Origin of the sequence: Nocardioides astragali (assembly GCF_024436375.1) — a bacterium.
GTDB lineage: Bacteria > Actinomycetota > Actinomycetes > Propionibacteriales > Nocardioidaceae > Nocardioides > Nocardioides astragali.
In genome coordinates, this window is record NZ_JAFMZM010000004.1 from 219251 (window position 1) to 240164 (window position 20914).

Annotated in this window: 22 protein-coding genes; 17 read left to right on the plus strand and 5 right to left on the minus strand. The window is 72.0% G+C overall.

The window, feature by feature from the left end; genetic code table 11:
* Positions 1–11: 11 nt before the first annotated feature.
* The gene (gene cofC, locus J3P44_RS14290; RefSeq protein ID WP_255891108.1) at positions 12–710 is read right to left on the minus strand and encodes a 2-phospho-L-lactate guanylyltransferase; all 699 of its coding nucleotides are present in this window, start codon (positions 708–710) and stop codon (positions 12–14) included.
* Between the two features lie 124 nt (positions 711–834).
* Between cofC and J3P44_RS14295 the strand changes: the two genes are divergently transcribed.
* Both J3P44_RS14295 and J3P44_RS14300 read left to right on the plus strand, forming a co-directional pair.
* Entirely contained in the window at positions 835–1626 is a 792-nt protein-coding gene (locus J3P44_RS14295; RefSeq protein ID WP_255891109.1) for a lysophospholipid acyltransferase family protein, read from the plus strand.
* Positions 1623–2624 (plus strand): NAD(P)H-dependent glycerol-3-phosphate dehydrogenase, encoded by a 1002-nt coding sequence (locus tag J3P44_RS14300; protein ID WP_255891110.1) that lies wholly within the window; start codon positions 1623–1625, stop codon positions 2622–2624. The genes J3P44_RS14295 and J3P44_RS14300 overlap by 4 nt, the downstream gene beginning before the upstream one ends.
* Positions 2625–2907: 283 nt before the next feature.
* Here J3P44_RS14300 and J3P44_RS14305 read toward each other — a convergent pair whose 3' ends face one another.
* Complete coding sequence (locus J3P44_RS14305) at positions 2908–3993, minus strand: trans-sulfuration enzyme family protein (protein ID WP_255891111.1); 1086 nt, start codon at positions 3991–3993, stop codon at positions 2908–2910.
* Positions 3994–4025: 32 nt separating this feature from the next.
* Between J3P44_RS14305 and J3P44_RS14310 the strand changes: the two genes are divergently transcribed.
* Positions 4026–5159 (plus strand): D-alanine--D-alanine ligase family protein, encoded by a 1134-nt coding sequence (locus tag J3P44_RS14310; protein WP_255891112.1) that lies wholly within the window; start codon positions 4026–4028, stop codon positions 5157–5159.
* A gap of 13 nt (positions 5160–5172) precedes the next feature.
* Here the strand turns inward: J3P44_RS14310 and J3P44_RS14315 are convergent, their stop codons facing one another.
* Positions 5173–5676: a DUF3515 domain-containing protein gene (locus tag J3P44_RS14315; RefSeq protein WP_255891113.1), complete on the minus strand. Its 504-nt coding sequence runs from the start codon at positions 5674–5676 to the stop codon at positions 5173–5175.
* Positions 5677–5684: 8 nt separating this feature from the next.
* Positions 5685–5921 carry an Lrp/AsnC family transcriptional regulator gene (locus tag J3P44_RS14320; protein ID WP_091196254.1) on the minus strand — a complete coding sequence of 79 codons (237 nt, stop codon included), beginning with the start codon at positions 5919–5921 and terminating at the stop codon, positions 5685–5687.
* Between the two features lie 116 nt (positions 5922–6037).
* Here J3P44_RS14320 and J3P44_RS14325 point away from each other — a divergent pair, with 116 nt between their 5' ends.
* A complete protein-coding gene (locus J3P44_RS14325; RefSeq protein ID WP_255891115.1) occupies positions 6038–6988 on the plus strand; it encodes a thiamine-phosphate kinase in 951 nt (316 codons plus the stop codon).
* Positions 6989–7055: 67 nt separating this feature from the next.
* Here J3P44_RS14325 and rpmB read toward each other — a convergent pair whose 3' ends face one another.
* Positions 7056–7241, minus strand: a complete 186-nt coding sequence (rpmB, locus tag J3P44_RS14330; RefSeq protein ID WP_191279348.1) for a 50S ribosomal protein L28 — start codon at positions 7239–7241, stop codon at positions 7056–7058.
* A gap of 247 nt (positions 7242–7488) precedes the next feature.
* On the opposite strand from rpmB, the gene J3P44_RS14335 reads away from it, so the two are divergent.
* The 13 genes from J3P44_RS14335 (at position 7489) to J3P44_RS14395 (ending at position 20833) form a co-directional block, all read left to right on the plus strand.
* Positions 7489–9144, plus strand: a complete 1656-nt coding sequence (locus J3P44_RS14335) for a DAK2 domain-containing protein (protein ID WP_255891117.1) — start codon at positions 7489–7491, stop codon at positions 9142–9144.
* A gap of 15 nt (positions 9145–9159) precedes the next feature.
* Positions 9160–11367: an ATP-dependent DNA helicase RecG gene (locus J3P44_RS14340; protein WP_255891118.1), complete on the plus strand. Its 2208-nt coding sequence runs from the start codon at positions 9160–9162 to the stop codon at positions 11365–11367.
* A gap of 25 nt (positions 11368–11392) precedes the next feature.
* On the plus strand, positions 11393–11962 hold the full coding sequence (rsmD, locus tag J3P44_RS14345; RefSeq protein WP_255891119.1) for a 16S rRNA (guanine(966)-N(2))-methyltransferase RsmD: 570 nt from the start codon (positions 11393–11395) through the stop codon (positions 11960–11962).
* Positions 11963–12003: 41 nt separating this feature from the next.
* Positions 12004–12489: a pantetheine-phosphate adenylyltransferase gene (gene coaD, locus J3P44_RS14350; protein WP_255891120.1), complete on the plus strand. Its 486-nt coding sequence runs from the start codon at positions 12004–12006 to the stop codon at positions 12487–12489.
* Between the two features lie 85 nt (positions 12490–12574).
* Positions 12575–13150: a YceD family protein gene (locus tag J3P44_RS14355; protein ID WP_255891121.1), complete on the plus strand. Its 576-nt coding sequence runs from the start codon at positions 12575–12577 to the stop codon at positions 13148–13150.
* A 51-nt stretch (positions 13151–13201) separates the two neighbouring features.
* The gene (gene rpmF, locus J3P44_RS14360) at positions 13202–13387 is read left to right on the plus strand and encodes a 50S ribosomal protein L32 (RefSeq protein ID WP_207082025.1); all 186 of its coding nucleotides are present in this window, start codon (positions 13202–13204) and stop codon (positions 13385–13387) included.
* Positions 13342–14193: a ribonuclease III gene (gene rnc, locus J3P44_RS14365; protein ID WP_372496579.1), complete on the plus strand. Its 852-nt coding sequence runs from the start codon at positions 13342–13344 to the stop codon at positions 14191–14193. The genes rpmF and rnc overlap by 46 nt, the downstream gene beginning before the upstream one ends.
* Before the next feature lie 3 nt (positions 14194–14196).
* Positions 14197–15072 carry a bifunctional DNA-formamidopyrimidine glycosylase/DNA-(apurinic or apyrimidinic site) lyase gene (gene mutM, locus J3P44_RS14370; protein ID WP_255891122.1) on the plus strand — a complete coding sequence of 292 codons (876 nt, stop codon included), beginning with the start codon at positions 14197–14199 and terminating at the stop codon, positions 15070–15072.
* Between the two features lie 95 nt (positions 15073–15167).
* On the plus strand, positions 15168–15359 hold the full coding sequence (locus tag J3P44_RS14375; RefSeq protein ID WP_255891123.1) for a hypothetical protein: 192 nt from the start codon (positions 15168–15170) through the stop codon (positions 15357–15359).
* A 59-nt stretch (positions 15360–15418) separates the two neighbouring features.
* A complete protein-coding gene (locus J3P44_RS14380; RefSeq protein WP_255891124.1) occupies positions 15419–16702 on the plus strand; it encodes an MFS transporter in 1284 nt (427 codons plus the stop codon).
* Between the two features lie 55 nt (positions 16703–16757).
* Positions 16758–18119 (plus strand): FAD-binding oxidoreductase, encoded by a 1362-nt coding sequence (locus J3P44_RS25555; RefSeq protein WP_255891125.1) that lies wholly within the window; start codon positions 16758–16760, stop codon positions 18117–18119.
* 34 nt (positions 18120–18153) lie between these two features.
* Positions 18154–19266, plus strand: coding sequence for a pyridoxal-phosphate-dependent aminotransferase family protein (locus J3P44_RS14390; RefSeq protein WP_255891126.1), 1113 nt, complete (start codon positions 18154–18156; stop codon positions 19264–19266).
* 43 nt (positions 19267–19309) lie between these two features.
* Complete coding sequence (locus J3P44_RS14395) at positions 19310–20833, plus strand: LVIVD repeat-containing protein (RefSeq protein WP_255891127.1); 1524 nt, start codon at positions 19310–19312, stop codon at positions 20831–20833.
* Positions 20834–20914 lie beyond the last annotated feature (81 nt).

The window sequence follows — 20914 nt, forward strand, 5'->3', positions numbered from 1 at the left end:
GAGAAGGCGGGTCACCCCTGTGGGGTGGCCCGCCTTCCGCTTGCCCGGGAGGTGTGCGGCCCGACGCCCGCCACGAGTGCGGCGCCGAGGTCGGCCAGGTCGTCGACGTCCGCGCGCACGCTGGGTGCGTCCGATCCCACCTCCGCGGCCCCCGAGTCGGCGTGCCTCGCCGCGGAGTCGAGGCCGAAGCTCGGCGCGAACCGCTCGGCTGCGGCGGCGTACAGCGTGGTCCCGACGCCGGCGCGGTCGCGCACGAAGACCGCGCGTCGCGTCGCCACCTGCTCCACGACCTCCGAGAGCACGTCGCCGAGCTCCGCCGGTCGCAGTGCCGGCAGGTCGGCGCACAACGCCACCGGCACTGCGTCAGGCCAACGGCGTACGACCTCGGCGGCGGCCTGGACCAGCGTCGCGTTGAGGTCGTCGCTCGCCCCGTCGGGCATCACCGCGCACCCGAGGGCCTGCATCGCGGCGGCGAGGCGGAAGTCGTCGGTGACGACCAGGACGGCTTCGACGCCCGGTGTGGACACGGCCGCTTGCACGGTGTCGAGTGCGAACGCCTCGGCCAGCTCGCGCCGTTGCTCGTCGGTCATCCCGACAAGCCGGGACTTGCCGAACGACGGTGGCTTGACGGGTACGACGACCACGCAGCGCGTGGGTGCGGCACCAGTCGGCACGGAGCTGGGCAGGGGCCTGGGCGTCGGGCTGGACATCGACACGATCCTCCCACTCCGGACGTGCGCGGCGCAGACGGCCGGCAGCGAGTGAGACCGAGTAGCCTGCTCGCGACGCAGGGAGCGTCCGGGCCGGGCCCGCGAGCAGGCTGAGGGGGAACGGGTGCGCGTCAGGAAGCTGGAGAAGCGTCGTGGCTGGGCCTTCACGGTCGCCGCGTCGATCCTCAAGCCCACGTTGCTCAGCGCGTCCTCCCGCACCTGGATCGACGGCGAGAAGATCCCTGCCAGCGGCGGGTGCATCGTCGTGCTCAACCACATCTCGCACCTCGACCCCCTGTTCTCGGCGCACTTCGTCTACGACCACGGCCGACTGCCGCGCTACCTCGCGAAGTCGGGACTCTTCTCGAACAAGTACCTCGCGGGCTTCCTCACGTCCGCCGGGCAGATCCCCGTGGAGCGACTGACCCGCAACGCGGTCGGGGCCTACGACGCAGCGGTGAAGGCGATCGGCGAGGGCGAGTGCATCGTCGTCTACCCCGAGGGCACGTTGACCCGTGATCCCGACCTCTGGCCGATGAAGGGCAAGACCGGTGCGGCCAGGATCGCCCTCGCGACCGGCTGTCCCGTGATCCCGGTCGGCCACTGGGGGGCGCAGGAGATCCTGCCGCCCTACACGAAGACGCCTCACCTGCTCCCGCGCAAGAACATCGTGATGAAGGCCGGAGACCCGGTGCAGCTCGACGACCTGGTCGCGCAGCCGCACACCGCCGAGACCATCGTGCAGGCCACCGATCGGATCATGACCGCGATCACCACGATCGTCGCCGACCTGCGCGGCGAGACCGCCCCGACCCAGAGGTACGACCCGCGCGCCACCGGCGTACGGGAGATCGGGAACCCGGCAGACGACGCCCGCAGGGCAAGCCACCGTTCAAGGAGGAAGCGCAGCCGATGAGCAAGATCGCCGTATTCAGCGCCGGATCGTGGGGCACCGCCTTCTCGTTGGTCCTGGCCGACGCGGGCAACGACGTGACCCTCTGGGCACGCCGGGACGAGGTCGTGGACGCGATCAACGATCGCCGCGAGAACACCGACTACCTGCCGGGGATCGAGCTGCCGCCCTCGATCAGCGCGTCCACCGACCCCGAGCAGGTGGCCGCCGACGCCGACGTCGTCGTGCTGACCGTCCCGTCGCAGAGCCTTCGCGAGAACCTCGCGTCCTGGGCGCCGATCCTGCCGTCCGACGCCACGCTGGTCTCGCTGATGAAGGGCGTCGAGCTCGGGACGTTGATGCGGATGAGCGAGGTGATCCAAGAGGTCACCGATGCCTCCGCCGAACGGATCGCCGTCATCAGCGGACCCAACCTGGCCCGCGAGATCGCCCGCCGCGAACCCGCCGCGTCCGTGGTCGCGTGCCTCGACGAGGAACGCGCCAAGCAGCTGCAGGCGATCACCCACGGGCCGTCGTTCCGGCCCTACACCTCGGTCGACGTGCTGGGCTGCGAGATCGGCGGCGCCTACAAGAACGTCGTCGGCCTGGCCGTCGGCATGGCCGTCGGGCTCGGCTTCGGCGACAACACCACGGCGTCGGTGATCACCCGCGGCCTGGCCGAGACGGCTCGTCTCGCTACGGCCCAGGGGGCCAACCCGCTCACCCTGATGGGCCTGGCCGGGCTGGGCGACCTCGTTGCGACGTGCTCCTCGCCGCTGTCGCGCAACCGCACCTTCGGTGAGCGGCTGGGCCAGGGGATGACCACCGAGGAGATCTACGCCTCGACCCGGCAGGTCGCCGAGGGCGCCAAGTCCTGCAAGTCGCTGCTCGCCCTGGCCGAGCGCACCGGCGTGGACGCCCCCATCGCGGCCGCCGTCGACGCGGTCGTCGACGGGAAGATGACCGCGCTCGACATGATGAACTCCTTCATCGCCCGGGACACCAAGGCGGAGATGGGCTGATGGCTGTGCTGTTGGCGCTCGCTCCGCTCGCGTGTGCTCGACGCCCCTGAAGACGTCGTCTTCCCTCCTCGCTCGACGGCGCTGCCTCGCTGCGCTCGGCACGCTTGCTCGCTCCTCAGTCCAGACAGGCCGGGGCGACGAGCGCGTGAGCTGAGGTGGTCGGTCACCTGACGGCGGTCGCCCGTTCCTTCATGCGTAGCGAGCGCAGCGAGCAAGCCGAGGAGGGAAGACAGCGCCTTCAGGGGCGCCCGAGCAACGCGCGAGCGGAGCGAGCGCCGATGAACTAGCCCACGCACCCGTCCAGGGCTGCGCGCAGGTCCTCCCAGAGGTCCTCGACGTCCTCGACGCCGACCGAGAGCCGCACCAGCCCGGCGGGGATGGTCGCGGCCTCCGCCTTCCAGCGGCGCCGGCGCTCCAGCGTCGACTCGACTCCACCGAGCGAGGTGGCGTGCACCCACAGGCGGGTCTTGCGGCTGAGCAGGTCGCCGGCCACCTCGCCCTGGGAGAGGACGATGCTGACGATCGCGCCGAAGCCGGGGTAGCGGACCTCGGACAGCGCAGGGTGCTCGGCCAGTCGGCGTACGAGCTCCTGCGCGTTGGCCTGCGCGCGCTCGACGCGCAGGTGCAGCGTACGCAGGCCACGCAGGGTCAGCCAGGCCTCGAACGGGCCGGGGATCGCGCCGACGAGGTCGCGGCGTCCCTTGAGCACGGCATGGAGGTCGTCGTCCCTGGTGACGATCGCGCCCATCTGCACGTCGGAGTGGCCGGCGAGGTACTTGGTCGCCGAGTGCAGCACGAGGTCGACACCGTCCTCCAGGGGGCGCTGGAGCAGGGGAGTGGCAAAGGTGTTGTCGACGACGACGTAGGCACCGGCCTCGTGCGCCGCGGCCGTGATGGTGGCGATGTCGGCGATCTCGAGGGCGGGGTTTGTGGGCGACTCCAGCCACACGAGCGCCGCGTCGGCGCACGCGGCGACCACGGCCTCGGTGTCGGTGATGTCGACGAGCTCGGCCCTGAGCCGCCCGCGCGACTCCAGGTCGGCAAGCTGCATGATCGTGCCGGTGTAGGCGTGCCGGGGTGCCACGACCTTGCCGTCGGCTCCGACGAGGTCGAGCACCGTCGATGCCGCGGCCAGGCCCGAGGAGAAGGTCAGGCACCGTCCGCCCTCGAGCGCGCCGAGCGCGTCCTCGAGGGCGGTCCACGTCGGGTTGCCGTAGCGGCCGTACTCCACGTCGCCGCCCGCGACGTAGGTCGAGGCCATCGTGATCGGCACGTTGAGCGGGGCGTCCGGAGTCTTCTCGGGACGACCGGCGGTGACGGCGATCGTGCCGGGCCGGAGGGGCGAGCTCGATGTCGGGTCTGCAGCCATGCGCGCCAGCGTAGGTGGATAGGGTCGTGGCGATGAACGACACCTCCCCAGGCAGCACCCCGCGCAAGCCCCGCGTCGCCGTCGTCTTCGGCGGCCGCTCCTCCGAGCACGGCATCTCCTGCGTGACCGCGGGGAGCGTGCTGGCCGCGATCGACCGCGAGGCGTACGACGTGGTGCCGGTCGGCATCGCCACCGACGGGCGGTGGGTGCTGGAGGCCGACGAGCCCGCGCGGCTCGCGATCCACGGCAAGGACCTGCCCGAGGTCGACGCCGACCGGTCGCCGGTCGCCCTGATGGGGGCGCGCACGGGCACCGACCTGGTGGTCGCGGAGCCGGCCAGCGTCCCCTCGGTGATCGGGGAGGTCGACGTCGTCTTCCCACTGCTGCACGGGCCGTGGGGCGAGGACGGCACGCTGCAGGGCCTGCTCGAGATGGCCGGGGTGCGCTACGTCGGGTCCGGCGTGCTGGCCTCCGCCGTCGGCATGGACAAGTCCTTCATGAAGATCGTGCTGCAGTCGGCCGGTCTGCCGGTCACACCCGGCATCGTCGTCACCCTCACGGAGTGGCAGCAGGACCCGATCGGCTGCCGCACGCGCGTGGAGGAGCTCGGGTTCCCGTCCTTCGCCAAGCCGGCGCGGGCCGGGTCGAGCATGGGCATCAGCAAGGTCCACGACTCCTCGGAGATCGATGACGCGCTGGAGGAGGCGTTCCGCCACGACCCCAAGGTGCTGGTCGAGCAGTCGATGGAGGGCGCCCGCGAGGTGGAGTGCGGCGTCCTCGGCACTCTCGAGGGACCGCCCGAGACCTCCCGACCCGGCGAGGTCCGCACCGGCGGCGACCACGAGTTCTACGACTTCGAGGCCAAGTACCTCGCCGACCAGCACACCGAGATCGACATCCCCGCCGACCTCCCCGCCGAGACCGAGCAGGAGCTCCGCGTGATGGCGGTCCGTGCCTTCGAGGCGCTGTCCTGCGAGGGCCTGGCCCGGGTCGACTTCTTCGTGATGCCCGACGGGTCGCTCGTGATCAACGAGCTCAACACGATGCCGGGCTTCACGCCCACCTCGATGTATCCCCAGCTCTGGGCGGCCACCGGGATGACCTATCCCGAGCTCGTCGACCGGCTCGTCCAGCTGGCGCTGAAGCGCGACACCGGCCTGCGCTGACCGTCTGCAGGGCCTACAGGCAGGGGAGTCCCTCGGACAGGTGCTCCTTCAGCGCCCGCGCGAGCTCGGCCAGGGCGCGGTCGACGCCCTCGGTGCGATGCCGCGCCGGCACCCGCACCTCGACGTACGGCGCCAGGGTGAGGGCGATCGGCGTCGCGTCCTCGTCCAGGTCGGAGAGCTGGTCGTCGGTGACGTACCAGCCGACGCCCTTGATCACGCTGCACGCGGCGGCCGGCTCGTAGTCGGTCGGCTCCGGGACGCCGCACGTGAGGACGTACGCCGGATCGCCCCAGGCCGCGCCCAGTGCGTCGTCCGGCTCGACTGCCTGACGGCGCTCCCCGGCCAACGTGTCGGGAAGGTCGTCGACGAGCGCGCGGCAGGCAGCGCGGTCGGCCTCGGAGAGCTCGTGCTCGTCGATCGACACCGTGTCGCTGCTGCAGGCAGCCAGCAGGCACAGGACCGCGGACGCGACGACGCCCCGGCCCAACGGAGGGCCGAGGCGTCGTCGCAGGCGCACGTGTGTCGTCAGATGTGCACGACCGGGCAGGTCAGGGTGCGGGTGATGCCGTCGAGGTTCTGCACCTTCGACACCACGAGCTTGCCCAGCTCGTCGACGTTCTTGGCCTCGGCGCGGACGATCACGTCGTAGGGACCGGTGACGTCCTCAGCAAGCGTGACGCCGCTGACCTGAGCGATGGCCTTGGCCACCTCTGCGGCCTTGCCGACGTCGGTCTGGATCAGGATGTAGGCCTGGACGACCATCGTGGACTCCTCGGTCTCTTCAGCGGGTGTGACCGGGCCAACCTACCGCGCGACGCGGGCGGCCCGACAGGGGACGGGTGACTGTGATCACTGGCGCGGTCTGGTGGGATGGAGCCATGGCCCAGACAGCGGATGCAACGCTCGGCGAGCTGGGCGAGTTCGCCCTGATCTCGGAGCTGGTGAAGATCTTCGAGGGCGACGAGCACGTGCTGGTCGGGCCCGGTGACGACGCGGCGGTGCTGCGGATCAAGCACGGCCACGTGGTGGTCTCCACCGACCTCATGGTCGAGGGCCGGCACTTCCGCCGCGACTGGGCCAGCGCCTCCGACGTGGGCCACCGGGCCGCCGCGCAGAACCTCTCCGACATCAACGCGATGGGCGGCACCGCGCGGCACCTGACGATCGGGTTGGCCGCCCCCGCCGACCTCCCGGTCGCGTGGGCGCTCGACTTCGCCCGGGGCTTCGCCGAGGAGTGTGCGAGCGTCGGAGCCACCGTCGTGGGCGGCGACCTCACGCGTGCCGACGAGGTCGTCATCGCGGTGACAGTGCTCGGCCAGTGCACCCAGGCGCCCGTGCTTCGCTCGGGCGCACAGCCCGGCGACGTGCTCGCGCTGGTCGGTCGCCAGGGCTGGGCGGCCGGCGGGCTGGCCGTCCTGGGCCGAGGATTCCGCTCGCCGCGCGTGCTGGTGGAGGCCTACCGTCGCCCCGAACCGCCGTACGCCGCGGGCAGGGAGGCTGCCGAGGCCGGTGCGACCGCCCTGATCGACATCTCCGACGGACTGCTCGCCGAGGCCGGCCACCTCGCGGAGGCCAGCGGCGTCGCCATCGACGTACGTCGTGACGCCTTCGAGATCCCCGAGCCCCTCCAGGCCGTGGGTGCGGCGCTGGGCGCCGACCCGCTGCAGTTCATCCTCGCCGGGGGCGACGACCACGCCCTGCTCGCGACCTTCCCCGACGTCGCGTCGGTGCCGGCGGGGTGGCAGGTGGTCGGCGAGGTGCGGGAGGGCCAGGGCGTCACGGTCGACGGCGGCGAGCACGACGGCCCGACCGGCTGGACCCATTTCTAGCCCGCGCGTCCCCCAGGACGACGAAACCCCCGCCGCAGAGCGACGGGGGCAACGTGCGGACGTCAGGTCAGCGGGCGACCTTGCCGGCCTTGAGGCAGCCGGTGCAGACGTTGAGGCGCTTGGGCGTACCGTTGACGGTTGCCCGGACCCGCTGGATGTTGGGGTTGAAGCGACGCTTCGTGATCTTGCGCGACCAGGGACGGTTGTTTCCGAAGCCCGGCTTCTTGGCGCAGATGTCGCAGACGGCAGCCACCGTGCACTCCGATCCGTTCGAGGTTGATGTCATGGAGGCCCGCACCGCACGAAGGCGGAAACAGGCAACCGCGCAAGAGTAGCCGAGGATCTGCGGCGAGATGAAATCGCAGCACGGTCGGAGCGGGGCACTACCCTGTGGCGCGCGACACAGTGCAGCATCTGCACAGCAGATCCGTCCACACACCAGCCCACACGACACGCCCAGTCAGGCGGCCAGAGCACAGACCCGGGAGCACAGCGACTCGATGGAGCCAGTCACCCACGGCATCACCCTGGACGGGATCGCGCGGTTCGTGGACATCGCGACCGACGCTCTGTCCTCGGCGCGTGAGGAGATCGACGCCCTCAACGTCTATCCGGTCCCCGACGGCGACACCGGCACCAACATGTTCCTCACCGTCTCGGCCGCCCGCGACGAGCTGCGCGCCGCCCGCGCGGCCGACCCCGACCTCGGCCTCGAGGAGGGCATGGCGCTCCTCGCACGGGCCGCCCTCATGGGCGCGCGCGGCAACTCCGGTGTGATCCTCAGCCAGATGCTCCGGGCCTACGTCACCCACCTCGCTGGCGCCGGCACCGACGACCGCCGCGCCCAGACCATCGCCGCCGCCATGTCGTCGGCCACCGACGCCAGCTACGCCGCGGTCGGCACGCCGGTCGAGGGCACCATCCTCACCGTGGCCCGCGCCGCGTCCGACGCTGCGCTCGCGGCGGCCGAGAGCCCGGATGCCCGCGCCCGTGACGTCTTCACCGCAGCGGCGGCTGCCGCCCGCGTCGCTCTGGCCCGCACACCCGAGCAGCTCGCCGTGCTCGCCCAGGCGGGCGTCGTCGACGCCGGCGGACGCGGCCTCACCGTCGTGCTCGACGCCGTCGAGACGACCGCCACCGGCCGGCGCCCGATGCCGTACGCCGCTCCGATCGGCACGCACCACATCCCCGTCGCCACGGCCGTCCCGAGCGACGACCTCACCGAGGACGGACCGGCCTACGAGGTGATGTACCTCCTCGAGACCAGTCCGGACGAGGAGGACGACGCGATCCTCGCGCTCCGCAAGACGCTGGCCGGGCTGGGGGACAGTCTGGTCGTCGTCGGCGGTGGCGGGCTGTGGAACGTCCACGTGCACGTCGACGACGTGGGCGCCGCGATCGAGGCCGGCATCACGGCGGGTCGTCCCCACCGGGTCCGGGTCACGCACTTCGCGGAACAGATCGCCGATCACCGCCAGAAGGCCTCGACGCGCACCGGGCGCAGGGTCGTGGCGGTGGCCGCGGGCCCGGGGCTGTCCGCGCTCTTCGAGTCCGCGGGCGCCGTCGTCGTCCTGGGCGGACCCGGCCAGCGCCCCTCCACGGGTCAGCTGCTGGAGGCGATCACCACCTGCGGGGCGGCCGAGGTGGTCGTGCTCCCCAACGACGGCGACACGGTGCGTGCCGCCGAGATCGCCGCCCGCACCGCCGAGGCCGAGCACGACGTCGCCGTCGAGGTCATCCCGACCCATGCCCAGGTGCAGGGACTCGCCGCGATCTCGGTCCACGAGCCGGGACGCGCCTTCGACGCCGACGTCCGCGAGATGACCGCAACCGCCCGTCACGCCCGCCACGGAGCGGTCACGGTCGCGTCCCGCCAGGCGATCACGATGGCCGGCCCCTGCGAGCCTGGCGACGCCCTCGGCGTCATCGCCGGCGACTTCGCCGTGGTCGGCTCCGACCTGGAGACGGTTGCCAATGACGTGCTCGAACGCCTCCTGGCCGGGGGTGGCGAGCTGGTCACCATCGTCTCGGGCGAGGGCGGTGTCGAGCTCGCCGACCGGGTCGCCGCACGCGTCGAGGAGCGCCACCCGCACGTCGACGTCGCCGTCCACGACGGCGGCCAGCCCCGCTACCCCCTCCTCGTCAGCGTCGAGTGAGCGGCCGCTAGCACGATGGTCTCGATCACGCCGGACAGCCCGGTCGGAGCGGTCTTCGGCAACCACCACAAGAAGCGCAAGCTGGCCGAGGAGGGCCTCGGCCTCCGCACCGTCGGCGACCTGCTCCGGCACTTCCCGCGCCGCTACGTCGCCGCCGCGGAGCTGTCCGAGGTCACCACGCCCGTGGTCGGCGAGCAGCTGACCATCGTCGGCGAGGTGCGCTCGTGCGTGAGCGCCCCGTTCACGGCCGGCAACCGCCGCCAGTGGCGTACGACGATCCGGTTGCGCACCGACGGCCCCGACTTCTCCGTGACGCTGTTCAGCCCCTACAAGAACCTTGCCGACCGGCACGAGTCCGAGTTCGGGGTGGGGAGCAGGGCCCTCTTCACCGGCAAGGCCAAGCAGTTCCGCGGCAGCTGGCAGCTCGAGCAGGCCCATGGCTTCGCCCTCGACGGCGAGGAGGGCGCGATGCTGAGCAAGCTGATCCCGGTCTACCCGCTGACCGCCAAGCTCTACACCTGGGACCTCCACAAGGTCATCAGCGCCGCCCTCGACCTGGTCACCGGGGTGCCCGACGTCTTCACCCCCGAGCTGCGCGAGCGGTTCGAGCTGCTCACGGTCATGCAGGCGCTGCGCTGGATCCACGGACCCGACGACTGGAGCCAGCTCGGTGCGGCCCAGAAGCGCTTCCGGTTCGAGGAGGCGCTGGTGCTCCAGCTGGTGCTGGCCCGCCGCCGGGCAGCCCACCGCGAGCAGGGGGCCCGGGCGCGGCCGGGTCGTCCCGACGGGCTGCTCGCCTCCTTCGACGACCGGCTGCCCTTCGAGCTCACCGGCGGGCAGCGCGAGATCGGTGACCTCGTCGCCGCCGAGCTCGGGCGAGACCACCCGATGAACCGTCTCCTCCAGGGCGAGGTGGGCTCCGGCAAGACGCTGGTCGCGCTGCGCGCGATGCTGCAGGTCGTCGACTCCGGCGCCCAGGCCGCCCTCCTCGCCCCGACCGAGGTCCTCGCCCAGCAGCACCACCGCTCGATCTCGGGCCTGCTGGGAGACCTCGCGCAGGGCGGGATGCTCGGCGGCGCCGCCGACGCGACCAGTGTCGTGCTGCTCACCGGGTCGATGGGCAAGGCAGCCCGCCAGGAGGCGATGCTCAGGATCGTCACCGGCGAGGCAGGGATCGTCATCGGCACCCACGCGTTGCTCGAGGACCGGGTCGAGTTCGCCGACCTCGGCCTCGTGGTCGTCGACGAGCAGCACCGCTTCGGCGTCGAGCAGCGCGCCGCGCTCACCGACAAGGCCGGCACCCCGCCGCACGTCCTGGTCATGACCGCGACCCCGATCCCGCGCACGGTCGCGATGACGGTGTTCGGCGACCTCGAGACCTCCGTGCTCGCGGAGCTCCCCGCGGGCCGCGCCCCGATCCAGACCAACGTGGTGCCGCTGGCCGACCAGCCGGGCTGGATCGAGCGCGTGTGGCAGCGGGTCCGCGAGGAGGTCGAGAAGGGGCACCAGGTCTACGTCGTGTGCCCCCGCATCTCCGGTGACTCCGGCGAGGAGGGCGAGACCGACCAGGTCGACGTCGACGACGAGGGGGCCGAGATCCCGCCCAAGCGGGCGCTCGCCGCCGTGGAGGAGGTCCACGCCGAGCTCACCTCCGGGCCGCTGGCCGGACTGCGGACCGCCGTCCTCCACGGCCGCCTCGCCCCCGACGAGAAGGACCGCACCATGCGGGCGTTCGCCGCCGGCGAGGTGGACGTGCTCGTCTCCACCACCGTGATCGAGGTCGGGGTCGACGTCCACAACGCGACCGCGATGGTGCTCCTCGACGCCGACCGCTTCGGCGTGTCCCAGCTCCACCAGCTGCGCGGCCGCGTCGGCCGAGGCGGCCTGCCGGGGCTCTGCCTCCTGGTCTCCCACGCCGAGGTCGGGTCGCCGGCCCGCGACCGGCTCGACGCGGTCGCCTCCACGACGGACGGCTTCGAGCTGAGCCGGGTCGACCTGGAGCAGCGGCGCGAGGGTGACGTGCTCGGCGCCAGCCAGTCCGGTTTCCGCTCGGGGCTGGTCTCGCTGCGCGTGCTGCGCGACGAGAAGACGATCGTGCGTGCCCGCGAGGCCGCAGAGGCGCTACTCTCCGAGGATCCCGCGCTCGCGCAGGCTCCTGACCTGGCCACTGCCGTCGCCGAGGTCGAGCGCTCCGCTGCGTCGGCCTACATGGACAAGGGCTGAATGGAGAAGGGCTGAGCGCGACGACATGACTCGGATCATCGGGGGAACGGCGGGGGGCCGCCGTCTGGAGACACCGCGTGGCCAGACGACCCGGCCCACGAGCGACCGCGTCCGCGAGGCACTGTTCTCCGCGATCGAGGCGCGCACCGGATCCCTCGACGGGCTGCGCTTCCTCGACCTCTACGCCGGCTCCGGTGCGGTCGGCCTCGAAGCCTGGTCGCGGGGAGCCGGTGTGGTGACCATGGTCGAGCAGGACCGGCGTACGGCGGCGCTGATCACCCGCAACGCCGCCGGCTTGGGCTTCTCGCGTGCCCGCGTCCTCGCCGCGAGCGTCGCCACCGTGCTCCAGTCCCCGCCGACCGCCCCCTACGACCTGGTCTTCCTCGACCCGCCCTACCCGATGCCCGACGCCGACGTCGCCGCCGACCTGGCGGCGCTCGTCTCCCAGGGCTGGCTGGTGCCGGGTGCCCTGGTGATCGTCGAGCGGGCCGCCAAGCGCAGCGAGGTCGCCTGGCCCGACGGCATCGTCGAGGAACGCACGAAGCGCTACGGCGAGACCGCGCTTTGGTACGGTCACGCCACCCCGGCACCCTGATCGATCCCGCTCAGGAGCCCCCCGCTCGAAGGGAGTCCCGCGTGCGTCGCGCTGTCTGCCCCGGGTCCTTCGACCCGGTGACCAACGGCCACCTCGACATCATCGAGCGCGCCGCCAGGCTCTTCGACGAGGTCGTCGTCGCCATCGGTGTCAACATGTCGAAGAACCGCCTCTTCACCCCCGACGAGCGCATCGCGATGCTCGACGAGGCGACGGCCGGCATCCCCAACGTCCGGGTCTCCGGGTTCGACGGCCTCATCGTCGAGTTCTGCCGCGAGCTCGACGCGGTCGCGATCGTCAAGGGCCTGCGTGGGGCGGGCGACTACGAGTACGAGCTCCCGATGGCCCAGATGAACTCGCACCTCACCCACGTCGAGACCGTCTTTTTGCCCGGTGCGGTGGGCAACGCGTTCGTCTCCTCCAGCCTGATCAAGGAGGTCGCGGCGCTCGGCGGCGACGTCCGCGGACTGGTCCCGGAGGCGGTCCACGAGCAGCTCGTACGCCGCCTGGCCGAGCGCAGGACCTGACCCGCGGGTCACCCGTTTTGCCCCGTCGAGGGGGCGACGGATACGATTCGGAGGTTGTGTTGGTGTCCAGATGTGGGAGTTCGACGTGAACAGCCTGGACCCGAGGGCGCCGCTCGTGCTCGATACTCGCGAGCTCGGCCGCCGCCCGGGGTCCCAGCGTGAAGTCGAGCTCACAGTTCCGGCGCCGGCACAACTTGGCATCGAAGTCCTCTCTGTCCCCGAAGGATCGCCGGTCGAGCTCGACCTGCGGCTGGAGGCGGTCATGGAGGGTGTGTTGCTCACGGGCACGGCCACGGCCACGCTCGCGGGGGAGTGCGTGCGGTGCCTGGAGCCGATCGAGGACGAGATCCTCGCGCGGTTGCAGGAGCTGTACGTCTATCCCGACCAGCACGCCAAGGCCACGGAGCACGACGACCGTGACCTCGACGACGAGACCAGCCTGCTCGAGGACGACCTGCTCGACCTCGAGCCCCTGCTGCGGGACGCGGTGGTGCTCGCACTGCCGTTCCAGCCGCTGTGCACCGACGATTGCCCCGGGTTGTGCACCGAGTGTGGTGCGCGGCTCGCGGACGACCCGGACCACACGCACGACGCACCGATCGACCCGCGGTGGGCAGGGCTGGAGAAGCTCCAGCAGGACGCCCAGGACCACCAGGACTGACCGACCACCTCGCCGGGATCCCCCGGCTGAAGCAAGCAACAGGAGACCACCATGGCTGTTCCGAAGCGGAAGATGTCGCGCAGCAACACGCGTCACCGCCGTTCGCAGTGGAAGGCCGTCGCGCCTGCCCTCGCGACGTGCGCCAACCCCGCCTGCGGTGCCAAGCACCTCCCGCACCGTGCGTGCGGCCAGTGCGGCCAGTACGGCGCCAAGGCCGACCGTCGCCAGGTCCTCTGACCACCGACGAGCTCCGCACAGCGCTCGGTGATCCGGTCCTGGATCCCGGGCTGCTGCAGCGCGCCCTGACGCACCGCTCGTTCGCCTACGAGAACGGGCAGATCCCGACCAACGAGCGCCTGGAGTTCCTCGGTGACTCGGTGCTCGGGGTCGTGGTGACCGAGACGCTCTACCGCGAGCACCCGGACTTCTCCGAGGGGCGCCTGGCCAAGCTGCGCGCCGCGGTGGTCAACGCGCGCGCCCTGGCCGACGTGGCCCGTCAGATCGACCTCGGCCGGCACATCATGCTCGGGCGCGGCGAGGAGACCACCGGCGGCCGGGACAAGGCCTCGATCCTCTCCGACACCGTCGAGGCGGTCATCGGCGCGATCCACCTCAGCGGCGGGATGAGCGAGGCCGCCAAGGTGATCCACCGGCTCTTCGACCCCGTGATGGAGGCCGCGGCGTCGATGGGCGCGGGCCTGGACTGGAAGACCTCCCTCCAGGAGCTCTCCGCCGACCTCGGGCTCGGCGTGCCCGAATACCTCATCGAGGACGACGGCCCCGACCACATGAAGACCTTCGTCGCCCGCGTGCGCGTCGGGGACCAGGTCCTCGGCAACGGCAACGGCCGTTCCAAGAAGGAAGCCGAGCAGGGCGCCGCGGAGACGGCCTACCGCGAGATCCGGGCCGCGCACCCGTCGGCCTCGACCGACGTCGCCACTGCCGACGTCGCCACTGCCGACGTCGCCACTGCCGACGTTCCCACGGTGGCCGGCTCGCGTGTCGACGGCCACCCGGCCGACGTCCGCAGCCCCGACGCCTGACCCGTGCCCGAGCTCCCCGAGGTCGAGGTCGTCCGGGCCGGCCTCGAGCGCCACGTCCTCGGCAGCACCATCGAGGCCGTCGAGGTGCTGCACCCGCGACCGGTCCGCCGTGACCACCGCGGCTCGACGGGCTTCGTGGCCGCGCTCGTCGGCCAGCGCATCGACGCCGTGCGCCGGCGCGGCAAGTACTTCTGGCTCGCGCTGGCTCCCACTCCCGGACAGCAGAGCGGTGATGCCCTGCTGGGTCATCTCGGGATGAGCGGGCAGATGCTGCTCGACGAGCCCGGCGCCCCGGACGAGCGACACCTGCGGGTGCGCTTCGGCCTCGTGGACGCATCCGGACGGCACCTCGAGATGCGCTTCGTCGACCAGCGGATGTTCGGCGGGCTGATCGTCTCGGCCGGGGGGGCCGAGCTGCCGACCGAGATCGTGCACATCGCCCGCGACCCGATCGACCCCGAGTTCGACGACATCGAGTTCGTGCGGCGGGCACGGCGGCGGACGTCCGGCATCAAGCGGCTCCTGCTCGACCAGGGACTGATCTCCGGGGTCGGCAACATCTATGCCGACGAGGCGCTCTGGCGCGCCAGGCTCCACGGCGAGCGCCCGGGGGACCGCCTCACCGGCCCGGTCCTGCGCGAGCTGCTCGGCCACGTCCGCGCGGTGATGGGCGAGGCGCTGGCGCAGGGCGGCACCTCCTTCGACGCGCTCTACGTCAACGTCAACGGCGAGTCCGGCTACTTCGACCGCTCGCTCGACGCCTACGGGCAGGAGGGCGAGCCGTGCCGCCGCTGCGGTACGCCGATCCGACGGGTCGCGTTCATGAACCGGTCGTCCTACTTCTGCCCGCGCTGCCAGCGACCGCCCCGGTCACGCTGAGGCACGTCCACGGATTGACCCCGACCCGGAGGGGTGCGACTCTTGGAGATGGCCGTTTCGCGGTCATCCCGTTTCCTTGTCTGGAAAGGCTCCCCATGGCCAAGGCGCTGATGGGTCATGTGAACAGCGACGTACGAACCACCACGGTGCTCACCGTGGAGAACCGCCGTCTGAGGCGTCGGGTCGAGGACCTCGAGGCGCTGGTCCTGCGCCTCCAGGCCGAGAACGACCGCCTCGCAGCGGCGGCGCGTCACGAACGCCCCGCCGAGGACCTGCAACCTGCCTGACATCGCCGCCTGATATCCCGGTGCGCGCGCCGGCGGCAGCGACGTAGGCTCACCGACTTGTGAGCCCAACGAGTCGGTCGCAGAGCGACCTCCTCAGGAGGAGCCGCATCGTCGAGACCGTCTTCCCGGCGCGGCTCGGCACCGGGTTCCGCTGGCTGGTCGGGTCGTCGTGGGTGACCAACCTCGGTGACGGGGTGCTCATGGGAGCCGGCCCGCTGCTCGTCGCGTCGCAGACCCGGAACCCGATCCTCGTCGCCGCGGCCATGGTGGCCCTCCAGGCGCCGTGGCTGCTCGTGGGGCTGTTCGCCGGCGCCCTGGCCGACCGCCTCGACCGGCGCCTGGTGATCATGACGGCCAACGCCGTGCGCGGGTTGGTCTTGGCGGGCCTCTGCGCCGTGATCGCGACCGGGCACGTCAACATCGCCCTCGTCCTCGTCGCCATGCTGACGCTGGGCACGGCGGAGACCTTCGTCGACGCCACGGCGGGGACGCTCACGCCGATGCTCGTCGAGAAGCGCGACCTGGGCATCGCGAACTCCCGCCTGATGGCCGGGATAATCACCGGCAACCAGCTGGTCGGCCCCGCTGTCGGAGCCCTGCTCTTCACCGTCGGGATGGTCTGGCCGTTCCTCGCGACCGCCGTCTGCATCGCTGTGGGCGTGGTCCTCGTGGCGCGGATCGGTACGCCGCCCGGTGCCGTCCGGCAGGCGGTCGACACCCACATCCGGCAGGACATCGCCGAGGGGGTGCGGTGGCTGATGGGCAACCCGCCCGTCCGCACCCTGGCGATCATCATCGTGGTCTTCAACGTCACGTGGGCGGCGCCGTGGTCGGTCCTCGTGCTGTGGGCGCTCGAACGCGTCGGCATCGACGAGGGCGGCTTCGGCCTGCTCATCACGGCGTCCGCGCTGGGGGGCCTGTTGGGGACGTTCTCCTACGGACGGCTCGAGAAGATGGTGCCGCTGGCGACGCTGATGCGGATGGTGCTGCTGGCCGAGGTGCTGTTCCACCTGGCGATGGCACTGACGACGTCGCCGTGGACGGCGTACCCACTGATGTTCTTCTTCGGTGCGTACGCCTTCGTCTGGGGCACCCTCTCGCAGGCCGTCCGCCAGCGGGCGGTCCCCAGCGAGCTGCAGGGACGCGTCGGCTCCGTCTACATGATCTGCGTGATGGGCGGCATGCTCATCGGCTCGGCTCTGGGCGGCGTGATCGCCGACCTGGGAGGACTCACCGCGCCGTGGTGGTTCGCCTTCGTCGGGGCGGGCGTGACGCTGGCGCTGGTGTGGCGCTCGCTCGGGCACATCGCCCACAACGACGAGGTCGCAGCCGCTCAGGCGTGACGCCCCTCCGGGCCGGCGCCCTGTGGCCCCATCTCAGGCGTGCCACGATGAGCCGGTGGAAGCACTCGCTGAGCTCGTCGAGTCCCTTCCGGCCGGGGTGGTGGCGACCGATCCAGCGACGACGGAGGGCTATCGGTTCGACTGGTCCCGGGACACCGGCGCCGGCACGCCGATCGCGGTGGTCCGGGCCGAGGACGCGAGCCAGGTGCAGATCGCGGTGCGCTGGGCGGCCAGGCACGGCGTGCCGGTCGTTCCCCGCGGGGCCGGGTCGGGCCTCTCGGGCGGAGCGAGCGCGGTGGACGGCGGCATCGTGCTCAGCCTCGAGCGGATGCGTGCGATCGAGATCGACGGCGACTGCCAGGTCGCCGTGGTCGAGCCCGGCGCCTTCAACGCCGAGGTGAAGGCGGCTGCTCGCGAGCACGGCCTCTGGTATCCGCCGGACCCGTCGTCCTACGAGATCTGCTCCATCGGGGGCAACGTCGCCACCAACGCGGGCGGCCTCTGCTGCGTGAAGTACGGCGTGACCACCGACTACGTGCTCGGCCTCGACGTGGTGCTCGCCGACGGCACGCTCGTCACCCTCGGCGGCAAGCGGATCAAGGACGTCGCCGGGCTCTCGCTGGTCAAGCTGTTCGTGGGCTCGGAGGGGACGCTGGGGATCGTGACCCGGGCGATCCTGCGGCTGGTCCCGCCGCCGCTCCCGCCGGCGACGCTGGTCGCGTCGTTCGCGTCCGTGGCCGACGCGGCCACTGCCGTTGTCGCCGTACGCCGCACGCTGCGTCCCTCGATGATGGAGCTGATGGACCAGGCCTCGATCAACGCGGTCGAGGACTTCTCCCCGCGCGGCCTGGACCGGTCGGCCGGCGCCCTGCTGCTGGTGCAGTCCGACGCACCGGGCGACGCCCGCGTGGTGGAGATCGCCGCCGTGGAGGCGGCCTGCGAGGCGGCCGGGGCGATCGAGGTCGTGGTCACCGACGACCCCGAGGACGGGGAGATGTTCGTGTCGGCGCGGCGGGCGGCCTTCCCGGCCGTCGAGGCCAGGGGCGCCCTCCTGCTGGAGGACGTCGGGGCTCCCGTTCCGCTCCTGCCCGACCTGCTCGCAGCCGTGGCGGCGATCGCGGCCGAGCACGACGTGGAGATCCCGGTCGTCGCCCACGCCGGCGACGGCAACACCCACCCGATCATCGTCTACACCCCTGGTGACGCGGACTCCGAGCGTCGGGCCCGGGCGGCCTTCGACGACATCATGCGCGCCGCCATCCGCCTCGGCGGCACGATCACCGGAGAACACGGCGTGGGCCGCACCAAGAAGGCGGCACTTCCCGACCAGCTCGGTGACGACGTGATGGCGTTGACCCGGAGGGTGAAGGACGCGCTCGACCCGGCGGGCATCCTCAACCCGGGGGCGATCCTGTGACCGGGCGCCGTGTCCGGGGTCTACGGTCGGCACCATGATCCGCGAGCGCCACCTCTTCGGTCCCGGCCCGTCGAACCCCTACCCCGAGGCCACCCGGGCCCTGGCTGAGCCGCTGCTCGGCCACCTCGACCCGGAGTTCCTGCGGATCATGGACGAGACGTGCGAGATGCTGCGGACGGCCTGGGGCACGTCCAACGCCCGCACCCTCCCGCTGAGCGCCACCGGCTCGGCCGGCATGGAGGCGGCCTTCGTCAACACCGTCCACCCCGGCGACGTCGTCGTGGTCGCGGTCAACGGCCTCTTCGGCCAACGGATGACCGACGTGGCTGCCCGCTGCGGTGCCGAGGTGGTCTCCGTCGACCACGAGTGGGGCCAGCCGGTCGACGTCGACCGCGTCCTTGCCGCGCACCCGTCTCCGGCGATCGTCGCCGCTGTCCACGCCGAGACCTCGACGGGCGTGCGCTCCGACATCGCCGCGCTCGGCGCTGGCCTCCGTGCGCAGGGGGCTGACGCGCTGCTGCTCGTCGACGCGGTCACGTCGATCGCGGGCATCGAGCTGCGCGCCGACGACTGGGGCGTCGACATCGGCTACGCCGGGACCCAGAAGTGCCTGGGCGTCGCTCCCGGCCTGGCGCCGTTCACGATCAACGACCGTGCGTTCGCGCGTCGGGTGGAGAGGCCGCGCTCGTGGTACCTCGACCTCGGCATGCTCGGTGGCTACGCCGGCGAGGCCGGGGTGAAGGACGGCGGCGCGGGGCAGCGGACCTACCACCACACCGCGCCGACCGCGATGGTCGCCAGCCTCCACGCCGGCCTGACCCGCATCCTCGACGAGGGCCTCGAGGCCGTGTGGGCACGGCACCAGGCCGCAGGCGACGCGCTCCAGTCCGGCCTGGAGGAGATGGGGCTCGAGCTGTTCGCCGCGCAGGGCCACCGGCTCCCGGAGCTGACCACCGTGAAGGTGCCCGACGGCGTCGACTCCGCCGCCGTGCGCCGCGAGCTGCTCGAGCGGCACGGCATCGAGATCGGCGCCGGCGCCGGGGCGTACGCCGCCAGCGTCTGGCGCATCGGCCTCATGGGTCGCAACGCTCGCCCCGACGCCGTGCTGCTGGTGCTCGCGGCCCTGCGCGACGTCCTCGGTCGCTGACCGCGGCGACGTAACGAGGGCCGAGGCCGCTCGTTGGACGGGCATGCGCCTTGCCACCCCCGCCCGCCTGGCCGCAGCCGGGCTCCTGACGCTCTCGATGGTCCTCGCCGGCGGAGCCGCGCACGCCCACGGCGACCGCGACCGTGCCGAGCGGATGTCCCAGATGTACGACGCCGGGCTCTCCGTGCCGTTCATCAGCTCGCCCAACGTGCGCCTCGCCGCCATGCGCCCGGGCAGCGCCGGCGTGTCCGGCTGCTTCCTGCACTCCGCGCCCTACTTCGTGATGTCCGGGCTCGACGACGTCACGGTCTACGACATCAGCGACCCCGTGGCGCCCCGCGAGGTCGGCTCGATGCCGAGCGCGCAGTTCGAGAACGAGGCCATGAACTGCGGGGAGCGCAAGGTCTCGCGCGAGCGCACCGAGCGGTTCGCGATGATCGGGGTCGACCTCTACCAGGCGTCGCCCGACGACCTCGAGCACGTCAACGACCCGGTGCGCGGCGACTACGAGCTCGTCATCGTCGACGTCACCGACCCGACCTCGCCGCACGTCCGCTCCAGGGTCAGCGCCACGACCAGCACGCACACGGTGACGTGCATCGACGGCACCGACTGCCGCTACGCCTACTCCGCCGGGGACGACTCCGAGGTGCCGGGCCAGGGCAGCTTCTCGGTCTTCGACCTCACCGACCTCGACAACCCCGTGGAGGTCGACAGCGACGCGGCCACGGCGGGCATCCAGCCGTTCCGCTCCGACGCGGTGGGCTGGGGCGGGCACAAGTGGAACGTCGACGCGGCGGGGTACGCGACCCACACCGGTGCGGGGGGCTCGTACATCTACGACGTGCGCGACCCGCTGCACCCGGTCGAGGTGGCCAACACCGGCGCGGCCGGCGACTCGGCGCGCGAGGGGGCGGTCAACCACTACAACGACTTCATCCACCACAACAGCTTCCGGCCCAACGCGAAGGCCTTCCGCGCGGAGGCGCCGCCGTCGCTGGCCAACGGCAACATCCTGCTCGTCACCGAGGAGGACTACGAGGACCCGGACTGCTCGACCGCGGGCTCGTTCCAGACGTGGCACGTCAAGCGCCTCGACGGCTCCGAGGGCTCGATCGTGCCGCTGGCCAAGCTCGAGCTCGCGGACCTCGGCACCTACCCCCTCCCAGTGGGCACCTTCTGCTCCGCGCACTGGTTCGACTACCACCCCAGCGGCGTCGTCGCGGTCGGCTTCTACGGCGGCGGCACGCAGCTCATCGACGTCACCGACCCCGCGCAGCCGGTGAGCCACGGGCACGCCTCGTGGGGCGCGTCGGAGGTGTGGGACTCGATGTGGGTCCCGGTCTACAACCGCAAGGGTGTCGCGACCTCCCAGCGCACCAACCTGGTCTACTCGGTGGACCTCGTCCGCGGCCTCGACGTCTACGTCGTCGACGTGCCCGGGGACGGGCTCGGCACCCTGCCGTCGGTCGGGAGCACCGCGAGCGTGGCCTTCGCCCCCGTGCTGTTCGTCGGAGGCAGCTCCGTGGTCGCGTTGCTGGTGCATCGACGCCGCCGTCGCGCCTGATCGGGACGCGCCCGCCCGACGGCTAGGGTGAGCAGACCGAGCGCTTCCCCCGGTGTCTGAGAGGATGCCGCGTTCGCACCG